Here is a 19,724-nt window from a genome sequence, read left to right on the forward strand (position 1 = left end):
CCGGCTTAGAATAAGCAGTAAACCTTTAGCGCTTACAATGCCGCAATCAAGCCCTGCTGTTCAATCAGTTTTGCTTTAGCTGCTTCAAACTCGCTGATGCGCTCGCGCTCTTTCGCCACTACCGCTTCTGGTGCGCGTGAGACAAAGCCTTCGTTGGAGAGTTTTGACTGAATTTTTTCAATCTCAACATCCAGTTTGGTCAGCTCTTTTGCCAGACGCTCCAGCTCCGCTTCCTTGTTGACCAGATCGGCCATCGGGATTAGCAGTTCGGTGCCTTCAACGATTTTGGTGACTGACAGTGGGCCTTTCTCGCCCGCTGGCAGAATCGTCAGGCTTTCGAGACGCGCCAGACGAGACAGGAATGTCCGGTTCTCTTCAACGCGACGCACGGCTTCCTGCGGCGCATTACGCAGCAGTACGTCCAGTGGCTTGCCTGGAGAGATGTTCATTTCTGCACGGATGTTACGTACCGCGACAATCGCCTGCTTCATCCACTCCACGTCTGCCTGCGCCACTGCATCGACTTTCTCGGCGTCATACTCCGGGAAAGGTTGCAGCATGATGGTGTCAGCCGTGATGTTTTTCAGCACTTTAACGCGCTGCCAGATGGTTTCAGTGATGAATGGAATAATCGGGTGCGCCAGGCGCAGCAACGCTTCCAGCACGGTGACCAGCGTATTACGCGTGCCGCGCAGTTCTGCTTCGCTACCGCTGTTCATCACCGGCTTCGTCAGCTCCAGATACCAGTCACAGAACTGGTTCCAGGTGAAGTCGTACAGGATGTTCGCGGCGATATCAAAGCGGTAGCTGTCCAGCGCTTCACGGTAGGCTTTAACGGTGTTGTTGAACTCTGCCAGGATCCAGCGATCGGCGATCGACAGTTGCAGTTCGCCGCCATTCTGGCCGCAATCCTGATCTTCGGTGTTCATCAGCACGAAACGGCTGGCATTCCACAGCTTATTACAGAAGTTGCGATAACCTTCCAGGCGCTTCATGTCCCAGTTGATATCACGGCCGGTAGAGGCCAGCGCTGCCAGCGTAAAGCGCAGGGCATCGGTCCCTGAAGGGGTAATACCTTCCGGGAACTGCTTCTCGGTACGCTTGCGGATTTTCTCTGCCAGCTGCGGCTGCATCATGTTGCCGGTACGTTTTTCCAGCAGGTCTTCCAGCGAAATACCGTCAACCATATCCAGTGGATCGATAACGTTACCTTTCGACTTGGACATCTTCTGCCCTTCATCATCACGGATCAGACCGGTGATGTAGACAGTTTTGAACGGCACCTGCGGTTTACCGTCTTCATCTTTCATGAAGTGCATGGTCAGCATGATCATGCGGGCAATCCAGAAGAAGATGATGTCGAAGCCACTCACCAGCACGCTGGTTGGGTGGAAGGTACGCAGCGCTTCGGTATTTTCTGGCCAGCCCAGCGTAGAGAAGGTCCACAGGCCTGAAGAGAACCAGGTATCCAGTACGTCGTCATCCTGGCGCAGTGCAACATCTGCAGGCAGGTTGTTTTCCTGACGCACTTCCTCTTCGGTACGGCCAACGTAGACATTGCCTTCGTTATCGTACCAGGCTGGGATGCGGTGTCCCCACCACAGCTGACGCGAAATACACCAGTCCTGGATATCACGCATCCATGAGAAGTACATGTTTTCGTACTGCTTCGGTACGAACTGGATATCACCGTTTTCAACCGCTTCAACCGCAACTTTTGCCAGTGGAGCAGTGCGCACATACCACTGATCGGTCAGCATAGGTTCGATCACTACGCCACCACGGTCGCCGTAAGGTACGGTCAGATCGTGCGGTTTGATCTCTTCCAGTAAACCCAGTTCATCGACAGCGGCAACCAGTGCTTTACGCGCAGCGAAACGCTCCAGCTTCTGGAACTGAACCGGGATTTCATCCGCACATTCATCACTGACTTCGCCGTTGGTGTCGAATACTTCCGCACGTTCGCGGATGTCGCCATCAAAGGTCAGAATGTTGATCATTGGCAGCTGGTGACGACGACCGACTTCGTAGTCGTTGAAATCGTGCGCCGGGGTGATCTTCACACAACCGGTGCCTTTTTCCATGTCTGCGTGCTCATCGCCCACGATGGGGATACGACGATTCACCAGCGGCAGCAGAACTTCTTTGCCGATCAGGTCTTTGTAACGCGGATCTTTCGGGTTAACGGCCACACCGGTATCACCCAACAGGGTTTCCGGACGCGTGGTTGCAACGACCAGGTAGTCTTTGCCTTCAGCGGTGGTAACGCCATCGGCCAGCGGATAGCGGATATGCCACATGGAACCTTTGGTTTCACGGTTTTCCACTTCCAGGTCAGAGATGGCGGTACGCAGTTTTGGATCCCAGTTTACCAGGCGCTTACCACGGTAAATCAGATTCTCTTTGTACAGGCGGACAAACACTTCGCGCACGGCGTTGGACAGGCCTTCGTCCATGGTGAAACGCTCGCGCTCCCAGTCAACGGAGTTGCCCAGACGGCGCATCTGACGGGAGATGTTGCCACCCGATTCTGCTTTCCACTGCCAGATTTTGTCGATAAAGGCGTCACGGCCATAATCCTGACGGGTTTTCCCCTCTTCAGCCGCGATTTTGCGCTCAACCACCATCTGGGTTGCGATACCTGCGTGGTCAGTACCGGCCTGCCACAGAGTATTTTTGCCCTGCATACGCTGGTAACGGATCATGGTATCCATGATGGTTTGCTGGAATGCGTGACCCATATGCAAGCTACCGGTGACGTTCGGCGGCGGGATCATGATGCAGAAGCTTTCCTGGCTCGTATCACCATTCGGTTTGAAATAGCCTTGCTTTTCCCATTGCTCGTAAAGCGGCTGCTCGATATCTTGCGGGTTATATGTCTTTTCCATTTCTGCTATGTCGTTGGCGGCTGCGGCGGGGTAGCCGTATTCAATTGGAATCCAACGCTGCGGTACGCTTTATAGCGTTCGCGCGCCAGCTGTTTCTGCGATTCTTCGTAAGGAACAAAGTCTACCACTTCATGGAAAGCAGTAGCAAAATCTGCGAACTGTGGCAGCAGGCTGATCAGCAGATCGCGCGGTGAACTCCCGCGACGCTGAGGCCAGGCCAGTTCGACGGGAGCGCCGTAACGCGGCCCTTCTCCAGCGAGGTTATGGGGTACAAAAGCCTCGGCTGGGCGCTGCCATAACGCCTCATCCAGACGGATAGCCTGTTGCTCATCGACGCAGGCGATAAGTATACGTTGGCCTCCGCGCCAGTGTTGCGCGGCCAGATCGCAAGCCAGCGCCTCAACGGCGCTGAGCTCACCGGCTGGCACATCATCGGCCAGCACATAGAAGGTTGCGTTTTTCATTATTCAGGCTTAATCGTCGCCGTTCAGTCCGGCGCGGTTAAGCAAGAACTGCGACAGCAGCGGCACCGGACGACCGGTAGCCCCTTTGGCCTTGCCTGAGCGCCATGCGGTGCCAGCAATGTCCAAATGAGCCCAGTTATATTTACGCGCAAAACGCGCCAGGAAGCAGGCGGCAGTAATTGCACCACCTGGACGCCCACCAATGTTCGCCATATCGGCAAAATTGGACTCTAACTGCTCCTGATATTCATCGGACATCGGCAGACGCCATGCGCGATCGCCAGACTGCTCGGACGCGCCAATCAGCTCATGGGCCAGTGGATTGTGGTTCGACAGTAAACCGCTGATGTGATGGCCTAATGCAATCACACAGGCACCGGTCAGGGTGGCTACGTCAATCACCGTTTCAGGATCAAAACGCTCAACGTAAGTCAGCACATCACACAGCACCAGGCGGCCTTCGGCATCGGTATTCAGCACTTCTACCGTTTGACCGGACATGGTTGTCAGGACATCACCAGGACGCATTGCCCGGCCATCAACCATGTTTTCGCACCCGGCCAGGACGCCGACCACATTTAGCGGCAGGCCAAGCTCTGCCACCATGCGCATCACACCATACACTGAGGCCGCGCCGCACATGTCATATTTCATTTCGTCCATTGAGTCGGCGGGCTTGATCGAGATGCCGCCTGCGTCAAAGGTCAGGCCTTTGCCCACCAGCACAATCGGACGCGCTTCTGTATCGGGGTTGCCTTTGTACTCAATAACCGACATCAGCGATTCATTCTGCGAGCCAGCGCCCACGGCGAGATAAGCATTCATGCCCAGCTCTTTCATCTGCTGTTCGCCAATGACACGCGTTGTCACGTTTTTAAAGCCATCTGCCAGTTGGCGTGCCTGTGAAGCGAGGTAGGCCGCGTTACAGATGTTTGGCGGCATGTTGCCGAGATCTTTCGCCGCGCGAACACCGGCAGCCACGGCCAGACCATGTTGGATTGCGCGCTCACCGCTGGTGAGTTCACGGCGGGTAGGTACGTTGAATACCAGCTTGCGCAGCGGACGGCGTGGTTCAACACGGTTACTTTTCAGCTGGTCAAAGTTGTAGAGCGCCTCTTTTGAGGTTTCTACTGCCTGACGCACTTTCCAGTAAGTATTGCGTCCTTTTACGTGCAGCTCAGTCAGGAAGCAGACCGCTTCCATCGAACCGGTATCGTTAAGGGTGTTGATGGTTTTCTGGATCACCTGTTTGTACTGGCGCTCATCCAGTTCACGCTCTTTACCGCAACCAATCAGTAGGATGCGCTCAGAGAGGATATTGGGTACGTGGTGCAGCAGCAGCGTCTGGCCAACTTTACCTTCCAGCTCGCCCCGGCGTAGCAGGGCGCTGATGTAGCCATCGCTGATTTTATCCAGCTGTTCGGCAATCGGCGATAAACGACGCGGTTCAAAAACGCCGACAACAATGCAGGCACTGCGTTGTTTTTCCGGGCTTCCGCTTTTTACACTGAACTCCATGCACTCTCCTGAATCTTAAAGACAACGGCCTCGGCTGTCGCTAGAATGTAGTCCGCTCGTCACCCTTTATTTTGCGGCGCAGCATGACATTTGGCCGCCTGCGGTCATAATGAATCAAGATGGCAATAGGTTGTTTTTGCGCCATCCTGAAGCATTTGTCTGTCAATTTTAGCTACGATGACGGCCATTGATGAAGATAAATGGCGAATAAGCGTTGAAACTAGCGATTTTCCTGCAAAAAGACAAGTTTTCACAGGCGTACTAAGCGTGATCATCATTAGATATCTGGTTCGGGAAACGCTCAAAAGTCAGCTGGCTATCCTGTTTATCCTGCTATTAATCTTCTTTTGTCAGAAGTTAGTCAGGATTTTAGGTGCCGCTGTAGATGGCGACATCCCGACAAACCTTGTCCTGACACTGTTAGGCCTTGGCGTGCCTGAAATGGCGCAACTTATTTTACCCCTTAGCCTGTTCCTGGCGATTCTCATGACGCTTGGGCGATTGTACACGGAGAGTGAAATCACCGTGATGCACGCCTGCGGTCTCGGCAAAAGTGTGCTGGTCAAAGCAGCCATGATTTTGATGCTGATGACGGCTGCGGTAGCGGCGATCAACGTGGCCTGGCTTGGCCCGTGGTCATCGCGCTATCAGGATGAAGTCACTAAGAATGCGAAAGCTAACCCCGGTGCTGCTGCACTGGCGGCAGGCCAGTTCCAGACCTCCAGTGACGGTAATGCCGTGATGTTTATCGAAAACGTCAAAGGCAACCACTTCGGTCACGTCTTCCTTGCTCAACTGCGTCCAAAAGGCAATGCACGCCCTTCTGTGGTATTGGGTGACAGCGGTCATATGGAACAGCGCAAAGACGGTTCGCAGGTCGTCACGCTGGATAAAGGCACGCGCTTTGAAGGCACGGCAATGCTGCGTGATTTCCGCATCACGGACTTCAGTAATTACCAGGCTGTGATTGGCTACAAAGAGGCGGTGCTGGATCCGAATGATTCCGATCAGGCCAGTATGTCCAGCCTGATTGAGAACAAAACGCCGCCGTTCCGTGCTGAGCTGCACTGGCGTCTGACACTGGTGGTTTCGGTGCTGATTATGGCGCTGATGGTGGTGCCACTCAGCGTGGTTAACCCACGTCAGGGCCGCGTGTTATCCATGCTGCCAGCGATGCTGCTATACCTCATTTTCTTCCTGTTACAGAGTTCTCTGCGTTCAAGTGGCTCCAAAGGCCGCCTTGATCCGGCTATCTGGATGTGGGTCGTCAATGTGTCGTATCTGGTGCTGGCGATAGCGCTTAACTTGTGGGATACGGTGCCAATGCGGCGTATTCGCGGTCGCTTTGTGCGCGGAGGGGCAGCCTGATGTTTCGCGTTTTAGACCGGTATATCGGTAAGACCATCTTTAACACCATTATGCTGACGCTGTTCATGCTGGTGTCGCTCTCTGGCATCATCAAGTTTGTCGACCAGCTGCGCAAAACCGGACAGGGTGCCTATACCGCGCTGGATGCGGGTTATTACACCTTGCTCAGTGTGCCGAAAGATATTGAAATCTTCTTCCCGATGGCGGCGTTATTAGGCGCACTCCTTGGGTTGGGGGCACTGGCACAGCGCAGCGAGCTCGTGGTGATGCAGGCTTCAGGCTTTACCCGTTTGCAGGTCGCGCTGTCTGTGATGAAGACGGCAATCCCGCTGGTGCTGCTGACCATGTTGGTGGGTGAGTTTATTGCACCGCAGGGCGAGCAGATGGCACGTAACTATCGCGCCCAACAGATTTACGGCGGCGCGCTGGTTTCTACCCAGAACGGCTTGTGGGCTAAAGACGGTAATAGCTTTATTTATATTGAGCGCATTCACGGTGATAACTCGCTGGATGGTGTCAGTATTTACAACTTCAACGATCAGCGCCGGCTGTTAAAAGTGCGCTATGCCGCCAGCGCGAGCTGGGATAAAGATCGTAAAGAGTGGCAGCTTTCGCAGGTGGAAGAGTCGGATCTGAATGACCCGAAACAGATTACCGGTTCACAGAGTCTGACCGGTGACTGGAAAACCAACCTGACGCCAGACAAGCTGGGCGTTGTCGCGCTGGACCCGGACGCATTATCGATCCGTGGTCTGTATAACTACACCAAATACCTCAAGCAGTCTGGCCAGGTTTCCGGCCGCTATCAACTGAATATGTGGGGCAAGATTTTCCAGCCACTGTCGGTAGCGGTAATGATGTTGATGGCCCTGTCGTTTATCTTCGGACCGCTGCGTAGCGTGTCGATGGGGGTACGCGTGGTGACCGGCATTAGCTTTGGTTTTATCTTCTACGTGCTGGACCAGATTTTCGGCCCGCTGTCGTTGGTTTATGGCTTACCGCCGATTCTCGGCGCGATACTGCCAAGCGGTGCGTTCTTCGCAGTGAGTATGTATTTACTCCTTAAACGCCGCTAACGCACCCCAATAAAAAAGCCGCGAGAGCGGCTTTTTTATTGGTCTTTTCTGTCAAATAACCATTCTCCTGCTTCCGCTGAGGCGAGAAGCATGCGTAAAGTCAAAGGTTTTGCTTCAACATCGGGGACTTTACATGCTTTGGGACGAAGGAAGTTTGGCAGCAGACCTTTCTCATAAGGCCAGTAGATCAGAAAGTCGAAATGACTGTCATCAACTTGAAAGCGTCGAAAATAGTCTTTCATGATTTCATCACCCGTTTCCCGAGCCCATGGCATATCTCCCGTTGAAAGACTGGTCTCCAGTGAAAGTTCAGGCTTTTTCCTGTGAAATAACGGTTTATGATTATAGTTTTCTTCGTACCATGCAAATAGTTCATCGGCCAAGGGTTCAGTCACCATAATTTATCCTCTCCTCGCGCAACCTTATTATAGTGCTGAGTCGTTTTCAACGCTATTTGGGTGACATCATTGAGAATAAATGCAATCCCTAATATAGGAATCCAACGACCGGCAAAAGCACCAAGATTATTCACATATGAAAATCTTAAACGTACGATGCTTCCCGTGGTGAGTGTTGGCCAGCGATGGACCCTAACATTCAGCCATCGCCTTAGCCGTTCACTTAAAATAGACGTTCCTTTGGTTGCACCCTCTGGCTTACCTCGCGTACTTTTAGAGGGCTGACCAAGTATGATAAGTGCCAGAGCAGCGATATCATCCACGCCTAATTTTTTTTGCGCTTCTTCAAGGAATATGAAAAAAAAGAGTTCTCCAGCTGTTAAGTTGTGCATTCCATTAAAGTAGTAAGTATTATTTAACTCTTCTGTAGTATCCATAGGAGGCCTTGTTAGTTTTTTCGTGAATAATAAAGACGGTTTTTTTCTCGTCAATAAAAACACATTAACTTTACAAACTGTATTTTTTGGGATGGGTCTGGTTTTTATTTTTTTGTAGATAATAGTGTCGCAAATGGATTTTTTTATAAATGATATGGGTTTTTATGTCGCCATAATTAAATTCCAGGATAATAACGCTGTTCTATAAATAAGAACTGTTATCATTTGTAGGCTTCTGCTTGTTGAGAATGTTACTCTGTCAGTCCTGTGATGGTGAGCAAGGCTGACTGTGATGAACTCTGCGATTTCGCCGCGCTGTGCCAGCGCATTTACCGTGGCGCACTTTCTCGATATTGGCGCGCGCTACGGCATTGATTATCACTTCCCTGCGCTGGAGCAGGGACGGCAGGATGTGGCGCAGCGTGCCGTTGTGCAGGGCTATGTTGAGGAGTGGGTGCTGCCAGCCGGCGTTTGTATTACCCGTTCGGATTTGCAGGTGATAGAACCCTATGAATCCACTTCAACTGGTCATTCGCCGCTGTATGTACTGCTGGTATTGTCTGGACAGGTGGAGATCGCCGTCAACGGTTGCTATCAGCATTTGCACAGTGGCATGGCGCTGACCACCCGGTTGGATGCACAGCAGACGCTCAGTGCTCGCCATCAGGCAGCAGAGCGCCTGGTCACGCTCTCCCTCGCTATCGATCCCCAACGTTTTTGCCCGTCTTCAGCCGTGGCGGCGTATCTGGCTCAATGGCAGCAAACGCAGCCGCAGACCGCGCTACGCGCGATTCCCGGCGTGGTGCTGCAATCACTGCAACAGTTGCCCGCAGGTGATAGCCTGGCACATCAACTGATCCTTGAAGGTATTCTGTTGCAGTTGCTGGGTTACTGGATGATCCCCACGCCGTCAGTTTCCCCCGTGTCCCCCCTTTGTCCACGCGAGTTGCAGCGGCTGGAGCAGGTTAAGCAGCTGATCGAGAGCGCCCCGGAACGGCCCTATACCCTGGATGCACTGGCACAGCTCGCGGCCATGAGCGCCAGCAGCTTACGCAGCAAATTCCGCCAGTGCTATGGCGAGTCCATCTTTAACTACCTGCGGCAGTGTCGCCTCGCGCTGGCGCGGGAGTATTTGCAGCAGGGATATAGCGTGCAGCAGGCGGCATGGATGTCCGGTTATCAGCACGCGACCAACTTCGCCACCGCTTTTCGCCGCCAGTATGGTGTGGCACCCAGCGAGCTGGCGTAAATTTGTCAGTGCGCATACGCATTGCAGCAGCACGCATAGCGGGTTTGTTTAGCGGGTCGGGATAATAGCGCCAGCAAAAATAACAAGAGCGAGAGTCATTTTTATGTTGGCATGGAAACGTTTAAACGCATTGAGTCCGCTGGCGATGGCCATTGCCTGCGCACTCTGCCCGGCAGCCAATGCTGCGCCCTCCCAGGGGAATCCATCCACGCTGGTGGTCACGGCCGGTGAAGCAGCGGGTAGCGCTGAAAACAGCGTCGCGCCTTACACCAACAGTGGAACAAAATCTGCCGTGCCGGAGAGCCGCACGCCGCAAACCATCAACAGTATCAGTCAGCAAGAGATTGAGAAGCGCCACGCGAACTCACTGAATGAGATCCTGCGCTACGATGCAGGCGTCTCAACCGAGATGCGCGGCAGCACCACCTATATGAGCGAATACAAGATCCGCGGGTTCTCTGCGGATAATGAGTATTACGATGGACTCCAGCTGCCCTATAACGTGACCGGCAACACCAAAGCCAGTATCGATCCGATCCTGATTGATCAGGTAGATATCCTGAAAGGCCCATCATCGGTGCTGTATGGCAACGCCTCGCCGGGAGGCCTGGTGAATATTCAGGGCAAAAAGCCACAGAAAGCCCAAAACACGGAAGTGGGGTTCAACACCGGTAACCGTAACCTGAAAGAGGGGTATATCGACTCCACCGGGCAGATCGCCGACAGTGACTGGAGCTACCGTTTTATCAGCAAAGCCAGCGAAGGGCAGGATCAGCCCTATACCAGCAAGCACGAAAGTTACCTGGTCGCGCCTTCATTCAGCTGGCAGCCCTCTGACCAAACCCGTCTGACGCTGGAAGCGCTGTGGCAGAATCAGCCAAGCCTGACACCCTCAAACCCGCTGCCGCTGGCTTATCTGCGCAGCGGTTACGCTTCACGCCGTGCCTATGCTGGCGACCACTGGAATGGTTTCTCGCAGCAGCAGGGTATGGTGGGCTACAGCTTTGAACATCAGTTCGATAACGGCTGGGGCGTGGTGCAGAAAGCGCGCTATTTCACGGTAGATACCCATCAACGTAGCGTCTACTCCCTTGGCACCGATGGCAGCAGCACGCAGCTCTCACGCTACGGTTACACCACCGATGAAGGGCTGGATAGCGTCAATATAGATAACCAACTGAAGAAGGATGTGCTGTGGGGAGCGTGGACGCACCATCTGCTGGCAGGCTTTGATTACCAGCACCTGAATTCGCACCTGACCTACCGCTATAGCGGGAATGCGACCCCGGATATTAACCTGCTGGCACCTGACTACAGCCAGGTCACGGACAGCAGCCTTGGCCTGTACACTGCGCTAAACAAACGCCTGAGTTTTAGCCAGAAGGGGTACTATCTTCAGGATCAGATGGCCTTTGGCGGCCTGAATATCCTTGCCAGCCTGCGCTATGACGATTATCACGCTATCACCGCAGATTATCTTTCCGGGGACAGCAAAACCTGGACTGCGCAGGATCGGGTAACCAAGCGACTCGGCGCGTTGTACCAGTTTAGCAATGGTATCGCCCCTTACGTCAGCTACTCGGAAGGCTTTATGCCGGTTTCACCGCAGGGCACGCTAACGGCTGATAAGGCGAAACCGACCACCAGCAAGCAGCTGGAGGGCGGGGTGAAATACCTGCTGCCTGATTACGCCACCACCGTTACCGCTTCGGTATTCCAGATCAAACAGAAAAATGTGGTGACTACCGATTACAGCCTGGGGGCTAACTCTCTCACTAACTATCGCCAGACAGGAGAAGTGGAGTCGAATGGTGCGGAGTTAAGTGTGGTGAGCCGCCCGCTGGATAACCTGAATTTGGTGGCGAACTACGCCTATACCGATGCGGTAAACAAGAAAGATGATTTGTATCAGGGCAAGCGTACGACTCAGGTGCCGCTAAACCAGGTTAACCTGTGGGCGGATTACACCTTCAATGAGACCGCCTTGCAGGGATTGATGCTGGGAGCCGGGCTACGCTACAGCGGCAAGTCAGAGATCACGCAGGACAACTCACTCCCGGCGATCGGTGGCAACACGCAGTTTGATGCGGCGATCAGCTACGATCTTGGTGTGCTCAGTCCGCAACTGCGCGGTTTGCTGGTGAAAGCCAGTGCGCAGAACCTGACCAACAAGTTCACCTATACCTGTTACAGCTCAACCTACTGCTGGATTGGCCGCGACCGTACGGTGGAAGCGGGTGTCAGCTACCGGTTCTGAGTGACGTTTTCCCCCACCGGCTCAGCCCGTGGGGGAAAGCTGATCACCCGCGCCCGTGGGGTTCATCCCAGTTAAAAGCCGGGCCGACCGAGATCACCCCGTTAGGGTTGATGGTCTTGTGGCTGCAATAGTAGTGATGGCGAATGTGCGGCAGGTTGACCGTTTCGGCAATGCCCGGCATCTGGTAGATATCGCGCAGGAAGCCATTAAGGTTGATAAAATCACTGATCCGGTGACGATCGCACTTAAAGTGGGTGACATAAACCGGATCAAAGCGCACCAGCGTGGTCCATAAACGCAGATCGGCTTCGGTCAGGCTATCACCGGTCAGATAACGATGTTGACCGAGGATCTGCTCCAGTCGCGCCAGCGAATGGAACAACGCGGTCACGGCTTCGTCATAAGCGGGCTGTGAGGTGGCAAATCCGGCTTTGTACACGCCGTTGTTCACGCTGTCGTAAATCCAGCCATTTAGCTCATCGATCTTTTCGCGCAGTGCCAACGGATAGTAATCGCCTGCTTTGGCCCCTTGTGCGTCAAAGGCGCTGTTCAGCATGCGGATAATATCTGCGGATTCGTTGCTTACGATGGTTTGCTGCTGTTTATCCCACAGCACTGGCACCGTAACACGCCCGGTGTAGTGGGGATCGGCATGCAGATAGAGCTGGTAGAGATACTGTTTTTGATAGAGGTGGTCGCCTGTCGCACCGGGGAAATCATCATTGAACGTCCAGCCGTTCTCCAGCATCAACGGATGCACCACGGAAACCGAGATAAAATCCTCTAACCCTTTCAGGCTGCGCAATAGCAAAGTGCGGTGTGCCCAGGGGCAGGCGAGGGAGACATACAGATGATAGCGGCCTCGTTCAGCTGCAAAACCGGCGTTACCGGTTGGGCCTGCGCTGCCATCAGCAGTCACCCAGTTGCGCCACACGGCGTCGCTACGCTTGAAACGTCCACCGGTGGATTTGGTATCGTACCAGGTGTCATGCCAGACACCGTCAATCAGTTGTCCCATATGCCCTCCAAAAACGAAAAGGGCGGAGAAGATCTCCGCCCTGACAAGTATATGCGTTGTTGTCGCTTAGAAAGACGCAGAAGGCTGCAGTTTCTTGCGAATCAGTGCATCAATGCTGTATGCACCCGGTCCAACCAGACCTAACACCAGGAAGCCACCGGCGATAGACATGTTTTTCATGAACATCAGCTGGTTAATTTCGTTCGCGAAATCAACGTGGAAGATAAACGCGGTCAGCAGGGTGAAAGCTGCGGTAAACAGCGCGGTGAAACGCGTCAGGAAACCAAACAGAATCGCCAGACCGCCGCCAAACTCCAGCAGAATAACCAGTGGCAGCAGGAAGCCAGGAACGCCTGCAGACTGCATGTACTGCGCAGTGCCTGCGTAACCGGTGATTTTGCCCCAACCTGCAACGATGAACAGGATTGGCATCAGGATACGTGCCAGCAGCAGGCCAGTGTCTTCGAATTTTTTCATCATTTACTCCAACGGTTTTTTACGACAGGGCAAATGCGCCTGCGGCTAGTATTACCCGCCGAACTGCGATATTGCTGTTCATTGGGTTGATAGCTGAAGATGATAGTCGCGGAGTGCAAAGGTTGTAAGCGAGAAAAAATGTTGATGTTATTCAGTAAAACTGAATTAAAGAGGCCGGATACAACGACCGGCCAGGGGGATCAACGCTGATTGAGGGTGGATTTGATCATGCGCCAGGTACTCCAGACGCCAAATCCGCGCTTGGCCCAGCGCAGCATCAGACTGGGGCTACGCACCGACCAGATAGCCAGCACGCCGCTGCCAATCGCCAGATAGCGGCGCAGATTGATGAACGTGTGCCAGCCACGATCGTAATGTGCCGTGTGTTGAAGCCAGTCACGTCGCGCCGCGCTGAGATCGAGCCGTTGCTGCTGGATGTCACCCAGCAGGTCGTGGATGCGCTGTTCACGCTCCCGGCGGCTCATGACTTATCCTCTTCCAGCAGGCGGCGATCGGTTTCCAGCTCTTTGCGCGTATGGCGCAGCAGCGTGGACTGGCGAGATTTGTACAGCGTCCACAAGCCAAAAATCAGCGCCAGGCCAAACAGCACGGCAGTGGTGATACCCATTGCCATCAGGCGATATTGCGCGTCAACAGCCCAGATGATCAGTACCATCAGGCTCATCAAGCCAAAAGCCGTGAATAGCATGGTCAGACCAATCATCAGTAACATCTGAATCAGATTGGCCTTTTCCTCTTCCAGTTCTGCCACTGCCAGCCGCACGCGGGTTTCAGCCATGCTGACCAGCGTCGTCACAATGCGCTGTCCGATGTGGATGACCCCTTTGCCGGGGCCGTGGCTTTGCTGTTTATCCATAATTAACGACGGGAGAGCAGAATACCCAGCGCAACGCCAATCGCTGCACCAATACCCACGCCATGCCATGGATTTTCGCGCACGTAGTCATCGGCTTTTGCGGCCGCTTCTCGCGTGGTTTGCGCCAGACGCTCACCAGAGTCGCCAAGACGCTCGCGTGAGCTATTCAGTGCGGCTTGCGCTTTGTGGCGCAGTTTATCCAGCTCGGTTTTAGACTTCTCACTGGAGCTGCTCAGCACTTCTTCCAGCGTATCGGCGAGATTTTTCAGTTCGGCGCGCAGGTGTTCAGAAGATGATTCTTTAGACATAAATGACTCCTTCATGCAGCTATGTGAATGCCATATCAGTAAGGCTCAGCCTGCGTTTTTTTCAGTTCGCGGCGAGCCTCATCCAGTTTTTGTTGCCTTTTTTCAATCTTTTCCTGGTCATGCCCTTTGTCACGTTCCTGTTTTAGCTCATGCTCGCGCTCGCCGACTTTCTCTTTCTGCGTGTTGATGCGTTCCAACTGTGCAGCTTTAAGTTTCTGATCGGTACAGGAAGCCCGGACTTCGGTCAAAGCCCGCTCAAGGCCATTCACCCGGCGCTGATTATCATGCTTACGCGCGACGTCAATCTCATGCTGGATATCATTCTCTTTCTGTTTACACAGTGGCTCAGCGGCCAGTAGCGAGCCAGAAAAGAGAAGACACACAAGGCCTGGCAGCAGTTGACGAATCATTGGGCGGTTTTCCTTAACAGGGCACAGGGCGAACGATACAAGGCAATCGTCCTGAAAATGAATGCGGCGTGTTGGTATTACCGATCAAGCATAGACATCTCAGGGAAAAAGTTCAAAAAACACGAGGAGATAGCAGAATTATGCTGGCCGTTGCGTCGTTAACAACGGCCAGAGGTGGGAGGATCAGACGAAGACAAATCCCTGGGGCAGCAAGTGGCGCAGCAGGCGCTGTGCGGCCTGATTCTGCGCATCGGAATCGAAGTGGATGACGAGCGCGTCATCCGCAGGGGTGATGCTCTTAATATGAATCCCTTGCGCAGTGAGCTGTTGATAGACAAAAAAGCCATCTGGCAGTGGCGCTCCAGCCTGCGCCACACGGATTTGCAGCACGCTGTCATGTTGCAACATGCCCGGCAATATACACGCCATGAGCAGAGCCAGCACGCCTGCGGCCAGGACAATACGCACCCGACGCGAAAAAGAAAAAGAGAGACTCATCACTGCGCTTTACCACTCTTACGTTTACGCCATATCACGATGAGTGAGCCGGTCAGGCCGATCACCAGCAGCACCAACGGTAGCAGCATCAGGCATAGCATCAGTTCATCTTCGTAGCGCCGGAATATCGGTGTTTTACCCAGCGCAAAGCCGAGCACGGTAAGAATCAAGACCCACAACAAGCCGCTTATCCAGTTAAAGAACTGAAAACGGGCGCTGCTCAGGCCTGAAAGGCCTGCAATGGTCGGAAGCAGAGTGCGTACAAACGCGATAAAACGGCCCACCAGCAAGGCTGACAAGCCGTGACGATGAAACAGACTGTGGGCACGTTGATGATATTGCGCCGGGAGATGTGCCAGCCATTTCTGTACGGTGGGTGTGTTGCCAAGCCATCGTCCCTGAATATAGCTAACCCAGCAACCCAGGCTGGCGCCAGTAGTTAAAATCAGCAGCGTGAGCGGGAAACCCAGCGTTCCTTTCGCAATCAGCACGCCGACCAGAATCAGCAGGCTATCACCGGGCAAGAATGCCGCAGGCAGTAGGCCATTTTCCAGAAACAGGATCATGAACAAGATGCCATAAATTGCCCAGACCAGCGCAGGGTCTGAAAGTGTTTCATAATCCTGTTGCCACAGTGCGTGCAACAGTGCTTGCAAAATATCCATCAATCCTTCCTGAACATCTTCGTTAAACCGCCACTCTTCAGACTCACTTGCCAGGTTTGTTATTTCATTGCTGAAGCGTCTGGGTGTGTTGCCAGGTCCGTCCGGAACTTATTTGAGTTCTGTCGTAAAGGCCAGAAAAAGTATGAATAACTGTAACAAATATCCCTCTGGCGAGACAGTCTATTCTCACCGGCAGCAGGTGTTTTACCTTGTGCTGAGCAGGGTAAAAAGGAGCTTTACACGAGCTGACATTATTGCGTACTAACTAAACATTTTGCGCGTGATTCAGGCAAAAACAAGCTCGGCAGCAGCAAAACCTGATTGGTTGAGGCGAGGTGTAGGTGGTGCAGGGGGAGGAGTGAAGCGATAAGCCTGAGGGAGTGGCATTCAGGGCCAGCCGCAAGCCAGCCCTGAATCGATGAACATGATTACGCGTTACGCGCTTCACGTTCCTCTTGTGCCTGAACCGACTGGCATACCGCAGCGGTAAACAGGATATCGGTTGAAGAGTTCAACGCAGTTTCGGCAGAGTCCTGCAAAACGCTGATGATGAAGCCCACGGCGACCACCTGCATAGCGATATCATTTGGAATACCAAACATATTTGCGGCAACCGGGATCAGCAGCAATGAACCGCCAGCCACGCCAGAAGCACCACAGGCGCACAGTGCGCTCAGTAAGCTGAGCAGAATGGCGGTTGGGGTATCAATGTGGATATCCAGCGTATGCACCGCTGCCAGCGTCAGTACCGTAATGGTAATTGCTGCACCAGCCATGCTCATGGTAGCCCCAAGAGGAATAGACACGGAGTAGGTGTCTTCATCCAGGTTGAGGCGTTTTGCCAGAGCCATATTCACCGGAATATTCGCCGCAGAACTGCGGGTAAAGAAGGCGGTAACCCCACTTTCACGCAGGCAGGTGAATACCAGTGGGTAAGGGTTACGGCGGATTTTCCAGAACACGATGATCGGGTTGAACACCAGCGCCATCAGCAGCATACAGCCCAACAGCAGGCCGAGCAGGTGGGCATATTGCCACAGCGTGCCGAAACCGGTGGAGGCGATGATGGAAGAGACGAGGCCAAAGATGCCGATTGGCGCGCAGCGAATCACACAGCGGACTAACCAGGTCACCGCTTCGGCGCTGTCCTGCAACAGTTTACGCGTGCCATCACTGCTGTGACGGAAGGCAAAGCCCAGACCGATTGCCCATGCCAGGATGCCAATGTAGTTGGCTTCCATAATGGCCTGAATCGGGTTAGACACGATGCGCATAAGCAGACCATGCAGAACTTCTGCAATACCAGAAGGCGGCGTAATTGAAGCGTTCGCCGCAGTCAGCGCTAGCTGCTGTGGGAAGAGCGAGCTGAAGAACACCGCAACCATGGAAGCCAGTACGGTACTGAATACGTACAGCACGACAATCGGGCGAATATTGGTTTTTTGTCCCTGGCGATGACCTGAAATAGAGGCGATCACCAGCACGAAGACCAGCACAGGCGCGACGGCTTTCAATGCGCCGACAAAAAGTTCACCTAATAAGCCCATATCCAGCGCCAGATCTTTTGAGATCCCCGCCAGAGCGATACCGGCAACCAGGCCGAGCGCGATTTGAGTCACCAGGTTGCCCGCAAAGAGCGAGGCCAGGCGTCGTGGAAGCGATGTTTGCATAACGTTATTTTGCCTTATAGCGAGATAGTATGCCTGGCAGGTGGAAACGTTGCCTGCCGGACAGTTTGCCCGCCGGAGTATAAGGAAAAGATCACGTGAGGAAAGAGATAATTCTGTTTTTACGGCGCGGATCGTACTTTTTTTGTGCTGCCCACAAGATGTTTCTCATCCATCAGGCCCGTCCTGGGGTTTTTAGACGCGATAAAACAGGGTTAAATGCTTAACTTGTAGCAGATTAATGTGCATATTTTGTTCAGTGTTTTATGCCATTCACAAATGAATGAATCAACCGCGTGGTCGCAGGAGAGGGCAATGAAGCCAATTTGCAGGTTTGATTCAGCGATCGTCCTTAACCTATGATACAAGCCGTAATCTTTCAGGCAGAACGGGAGCCTTGGGTGAAAGGAAGTAAACACGCACTGAACTGGACCACTTTGCTGGTCGCGATCCCGGTTGGGTTCGTGGCTTCCTGGGTGACGCTGGGTTTCCGTGAAGTTATTACCTTGATTAACCGCGTTTTATTTCACAGCAATAATGAAATTACAGTGGCGATGCACGTTTGGCCGTGGTTCTTCTGGCCACTGTTAGTGGGCGCAGGCGGCGTGCTGGCAGGGTTTTTCCTGCGCTACGCGGTGATGATTGAACAACGAAAAACGGTAAAAACGGACTATCTGGAAGTGATTAATGCCCGGCTGGATGCGGTGCCCACGCGGACATCACTGTTCCGCGCACTCTCTTCTATCGCCAGCATTGGCAGCGGCGCTTCAATTGGTAAAGAGGGGCCGATGGTGCAGCTTTCCGCCCTGAGCGGCAGCCTGATGGGCCGTTTTGTTCCGGCCTCCTTCAACCTTAAAAACAGCGATGTGGTGGCCATGGCAGCCGCTGCTGGGCTGTCATCGGTGTATCACGCCCCCCTGGCCTCGGCGATTTTTGTCGCGGAGATCGCTTTTGGCATCTCAGCGCTACAGCGTTTGATCCCGCTGATTGTCTCCTCTGCGGTGGCGGTGATGACCATGTGGTCCCTTGGCCTGCGCAGCCCGCTCTATCCGCTGGTGGAGGCGCAGTTCCAGATGGACACCACCAGCGTCCTGTTTAGTCTGTTGATTGGCGTACTTGCGGGGCTGCTTGGCTGGTTGTTAATCAATCTGATTTCCCGCAGCAAAGCACAGTTCGCGCGGGTGCGATCGTTACCCCTGCGCTTAGGGATCGGTGGCTTTGCCGTGGGCCTGTTAGCACTGATCTCCACCGATATTTTAGGTAACGGTTACGAAGTGATCGTGAAAATTATCGATGGTGATTACCTGCTGCCGATGTTGCTGCTGCTACTGGTACTGAAAACGGCGGCGACCACCCTATCCGTGGGTTCTAATGCAGTGGGCGGTTTGTTCACGCCTTCACTTTTAATGGGCGCATTGCTGGGTGTTGCCGTCGCGACGACAGGAGCCATACTGCACCTGCCGGTGGGCAATACCTTGCTGTATGCCGCCGTTGGCATGGCTGCCGTGTTGGCGGCGGTCAGCCAGGCTCCGCTGATGGCGATGCTGATGGTGCTGGAGATGACGCTCAATAGCAGCCTGCTGTTCCCGGTGATGCTGGCTTCCGTACTGGCTTCGATGGTGGTTTACCGGCTGCAATCCGCCAGTACCTATCCGGTGATCTCGGCGCATTTCAATCGATCCGAGGCCAAGTACGATTTCGACAATATGCGCGTCAGTGAGCTGATTATTCCCGGTGCAGCCTTGCAGCTCCAGGAGTCCGTGGGCAAAGCGCTGGCGGTAAGTACGCTAAAACGAGAGCGCTATGTTTATGTGATTGATGCAGAAGGGCAATTCCTTGGCGTGGTATCGATCCATGAGATTTCACGTCGCGTGCTGTCACAAGAGATCACCCTGGAATCACCGGTGAGCGTGGTGATGGACGATGATTTCCCCTGTGTGTTCCAGAACCAAAGTATGCGTGAAGGTTGGGAGGCGTTTGCGCGCGTAACGCTGGAGCGTTTACCGGTGCTGAATAACCCGCAGGAGCGTCGCTTTATGGGGGCGCTGACGAAGACCAGCCTGATTCAGAAAGCGCAGGAGTTTTTATAGCGGCATAAAAAAACGGGGTCGGCGCAATGCCAGACCCCGTTCATTGACTGATGGCTAAT

19 protein-coding genes are annotated in these 19,724 nt (G+C 53.7%); 5 read left to right on the forward strand and 14 right to left on the reverse strand.

Annotated elements, in window-relative coordinates:
* Window positions 1–32 precede the first annotated feature (32 nt).
* The 3 genes from B880_RS0110890 to pepA are packed head-to-tail and all read right to left on the reverse strand — an operon-like array spanning window position 33 to window position 4,870.
* Window positions 33–2,888, reverse strand: a complete 2,856-nt coding sequence (locus B880_RS0110890) for a valine--tRNA ligase (protein WP_017347440.1) — start codon at window positions 2,886–2,888, stop codon at window positions 33–35.
* Window positions 2,889–2,893: 5 nt separating this feature from the next.
* A complete protein-coding gene (locus B880_RS0110895; RefSeq protein ID WP_017347441.1) occupies window positions 2,894–3,352 on the reverse strand; it encodes a DNA polymerase III subunit chi in 459 nt (152 codons plus the stop codon).
* Between the two features lie 9 nt (window positions 3,353–3,361).
* Window positions 3,362–4,870: a leucyl aminopeptidase gene (gene pepA / locus B880_RS0110900; protein ID WP_017347442.1), complete on the reverse strand. Its 1,509-nt coding sequence runs from the start codon at window positions 4,868–4,870 to the stop codon at window positions 3,362–3,364.
* Between the two features lie 267 nt (window positions 4,871–5,137).
* Between pepA and lptF the strand changes: the two genes are divergently transcribed.
* A complete protein-coding gene (lptF, locus tag B880_RS0110905; RefSeq protein WP_017347443.1) occupies window positions 5,138–6,238 on the forward strand; it encodes an LPS export ABC transporter permease LptF in 1,101 nt (366 codons plus the stop codon).
* Window positions 6,238–7,314 (forward strand): LPS export ABC transporter permease LptG, encoded by a 1,077-nt coding sequence (lptG, locus tag B880_RS0110910; RefSeq protein ID WP_017347444.1) that lies wholly within the window; start codon window positions 6,238–6,240, stop codon window positions 7,312–7,314. Before lptF ends, lptG begins: the two co-directional genes overlap by 1 nt.
* A 35-nt stretch (window positions 7,315–7,349) precedes the next feature.
* On the opposite strand, the gene B880_RS0110915 is transcribed toward lptG, so the two are convergent.
* Together B880_RS0110915 and B880_RS0110920 are read right to left on the reverse strand one after the other, a co-directional pair.
* Window positions 7,350–7,712: a DUF1493 family protein gene (locus B880_RS0110915; protein WP_017347445.1), complete on the reverse strand. Its 363-nt coding sequence runs from the start codon at window positions 7,710–7,712 to the stop codon at window positions 7,350–7,352.
* Entirely contained in the window at window positions 7,706–8,149 is a 444-nt protein-coding gene (locus B880_RS0110920; protein ID WP_017347446.1) for an STM2901 family protein, read from the reverse strand. The genes B880_RS0110915 and B880_RS0110920 overlap by 7 nt, the downstream gene beginning before the upstream one ends.
* Before the next feature lie 292 nt (window positions 8,150–8,441).
* Here B880_RS0110920 and B880_RS0110925 point away from each other — a divergent pair, with 292 nt between their 5' ends.
* Window positions 8,442–9,398, forward strand: coding sequence for a helix-turn-helix domain-containing protein (locus tag B880_RS0110925; RefSeq protein ID WP_017347447.1), 957 nt, complete (start codon window positions 8,442–8,444; stop codon window positions 9,396–9,398).
* 103 nt (window positions 9,399–9,501) lie between these two features.
* Window positions 9,502–11,655, forward strand: coding sequence for a TonB-dependent siderophore receptor (locus B880_RS0110930; protein WP_017347448.1), 2,154 nt, complete (start codon window positions 9,502–9,504; stop codon window positions 11,653–11,655).
* 43 nt (window positions 11,656–11,698) lie between these two features.
* Here the strand turns inward: B880_RS0110930 and B880_RS0110935 are convergent, their stop codons facing one another.
* From B880_RS0110935 to sstT, 9 genes are all read right to left on the reverse strand, one after another.
* Complete coding sequence (locus tag B880_RS0110935; RefSeq protein WP_017347449.1) at window positions 11,699–12,673, reverse strand: glutathione S-transferase family protein; 975 nt, start codon at window positions 12,671–12,673, stop codon at window positions 11,699–11,701.
* Window positions 12,674–12,739: 66 nt separating this feature from the next.
* Window positions 12,740–13,150 (reverse strand): DoxX family protein, encoded by a 411-nt coding sequence (locus B880_RS0110940; protein WP_026042570.1) that lies wholly within the window; start codon window positions 13,148–13,150, stop codon window positions 12,740–12,742.
* A 200-nt stretch (window positions 13,151–13,350) separates the two neighbouring features.
* Window positions 13,351–13,635, reverse strand: a complete 285-nt coding sequence (locus B880_RS0110945) for a YqjK-like family protein (RefSeq protein WP_017347451.1) — start codon at window positions 13,633–13,635, stop codon at window positions 13,351–13,353.
* Window positions 13,632–14,027, reverse strand: a complete 396-nt coding sequence (locus B880_RS0110950) for a phage holin family protein (RefSeq protein ID WP_017347452.1) — start codon at window positions 14,025–14,027, stop codon at window positions 13,632–13,634. Before B880_RS0110950 ends, B880_RS0110945 begins: the two co-directional genes overlap by 4 nt.
* 2 nt (window positions 14,028–14,029) lie before the next feature.
* Window positions 14,030–14,335 (reverse strand): DUF883 family protein, encoded by a 306-nt coding sequence (locus B880_RS0110955; RefSeq protein WP_017347453.1) that lies wholly within the window; start codon window positions 14,333–14,335, stop codon window positions 14,030–14,032.
* Between the two features lie 35 nt (window positions 14,336–14,370).
* Window positions 14,371–14,745, reverse strand: a complete 375-nt coding sequence (locus B880_RS0110960) for a DUF1090 domain-containing protein (protein WP_017347454.1) — start codon at window positions 14,743–14,745, stop codon at window positions 14,371–14,373.
* Between the two features lie 183 nt (window positions 14,746–14,928).
* A complete protein-coding gene (mzrA, locus tag B880_RS0110965) occupies window positions 14,929–15,243 on the reverse strand; it encodes an EnvZ/OmpR regulon moderator MzrA (RefSeq protein WP_017347455.1) in 315 nt (104 codons plus the stop codon).
* Window positions 15,243–15,908 carry a DedA family protein gene (locus B880_RS0110970; RefSeq protein WP_017347456.1) on the reverse strand — a complete coding sequence of 222 codons (666 nt, stop codon included), beginning with the start codon at window positions 15,906–15,908 and terminating at the stop codon, window positions 15,243–15,245. Before B880_RS0110970 ends, mzrA begins: the two co-directional genes overlap by 1 nt.
* A gap of 428 nt (window positions 15,909–16,336) precedes the next feature.
* A complete protein-coding gene (gene sstT, locus B880_RS0110975) occupies window positions 16,337–17,578 on the reverse strand; it encodes a serine/threonine transporter SstT (RefSeq protein WP_017347457.1) in 1,242 nt (413 codons plus the stop codon).
* 398 nt (window positions 17,579–17,976) lie between these two features.
* On the opposite strand from sstT, the gene B880_RS0110980 reads away from it, so the two are divergent.
* A complete protein-coding gene (locus B880_RS0110980; RefSeq protein ID WP_026042572.1) occupies window positions 17,977–19,665 on the forward strand; it encodes a chloride channel protein in 1,689 nt (562 codons plus the stop codon).
* Window positions 19,666–19,724 lie beyond the last annotated feature (59 nt).

The organism is Pantoea sp. A4, assembly GCF_000295955.2.
Taxonomy (GTDB): Bacteria; Pseudomonadota; Gammaproteobacteria; order Enterobacterales; family Enterobacteriaceae; genus Pantoea; species Pantoea multigeneris.

Bases quoted from the DNA above. Each gene is read 5' to 3' on its own strand.
- B880_RS0110890 (WP_017347440.1), bottom strand. From the start codon at position 2,888: ATGGAAAAGACATATAACCCGCAAGATATCGAGCAGCCGCTTTACGAG.
- B880_RS0110895 (WP_017347441.1), bottom strand. From the start codon at position 3,352: ATGAAAAACGCAACCTTCTATGTGCTGGCCGATGATGTGCCAGCCGGT.
- pepA (WP_017347442.1), bottom strand. From the start codon at position 4,870: ATGGAGTTCAGTGTAAAAAGCGGAAGCCCGGAAAAACAACGCAGTGCC.
- lptG (WP_017347444.1), top strand. From the start codon at position 6,238: ATGTTTCGCGTTTTAGACCGGTATATCGGTAAGACCATCTTTAACACC.
- B880_RS0110915 (WP_017347445.1), bottom strand. From the start codon at position 7,712: ATGGTGACTGAACCCTTGGCCGATGAACTATTTGCATGGTACGAAGAA.
- B880_RS0110920 (WP_017347446.1), bottom strand. From the start codon at position 8,149: ATGGATACTACAGAAGAGTTAAATAATACTTACTACTTTAATGGAATG.
- B880_RS0110925 (WP_017347447.1), top strand. From the start codon at position 8,442: ATGAACTCTGCGATTTCGCCGCGCTGTGCCAGCGCATTTACCGTGGCG.
- B880_RS0110930 (WP_017347448.1), top strand. From the start codon at position 9,502: ATGTTGGCATGGAAACGTTTAAACGCATTGAGTCCGCTGGCGATGGCC.
- B880_RS0110935 (WP_017347449.1), bottom strand. From the start codon at position 12,673: ATGGGACAACTGATTGACGGTGTCTGGCATGACACCTGGTACGATACC.
- B880_RS0110940 (WP_026042570.1), bottom strand. From the start codon at position 13,150: ATGAAAAAATTCGAAGACACTGGCCTGCTGCTGGCACGTATCCTGATG.
- B880_RS0110945 (WP_017347451.1), bottom strand. From the start codon at position 13,635: ATGAGCCGCCGGGAGCGTGAACAGCGCATCCACGACCTGCTGGGTGAC.
- B880_RS0110950 (WP_017347452.1), bottom strand. From the start codon at position 14,027: ATGGATAAACAGCAAAGCCACGGCCCCGGCAAAGGGGTCATCCACATC.
- B880_RS0110955 (WP_017347453.1), bottom strand. From the start codon at position 14,335: ATGTCTAAAGAATCATCTTCTGAACACCTGCGCGCCGAACTGAAAAAT.
- B880_RS0110960 (WP_017347454.1), bottom strand. From the start codon at position 14,745: ATGATTCGTCAACTGCTGCCAGGCCTTGTGTGTCTTCTCTTTTCTGGC.
- mzrA (WP_017347455.1), bottom strand. From the start codon at position 15,243: ATGAGTCTCTCTTTTTCTTTTTCGCGTCGGGTGCGTATTGTCCTGGCC.
- B880_RS0110970 (WP_017347456.1), bottom strand. From the start codon at position 15,908: ATGGATATTTTGCAAGCACTGTTGCACGCACTGTGGCAACAGGATTAT.
- sstT (WP_017347457.1), bottom strand. From the start codon at position 17,578: ATGCAAACATCGCTTCCACGACGCCTGGCCTCGCTCTTTGCGGGCAAC.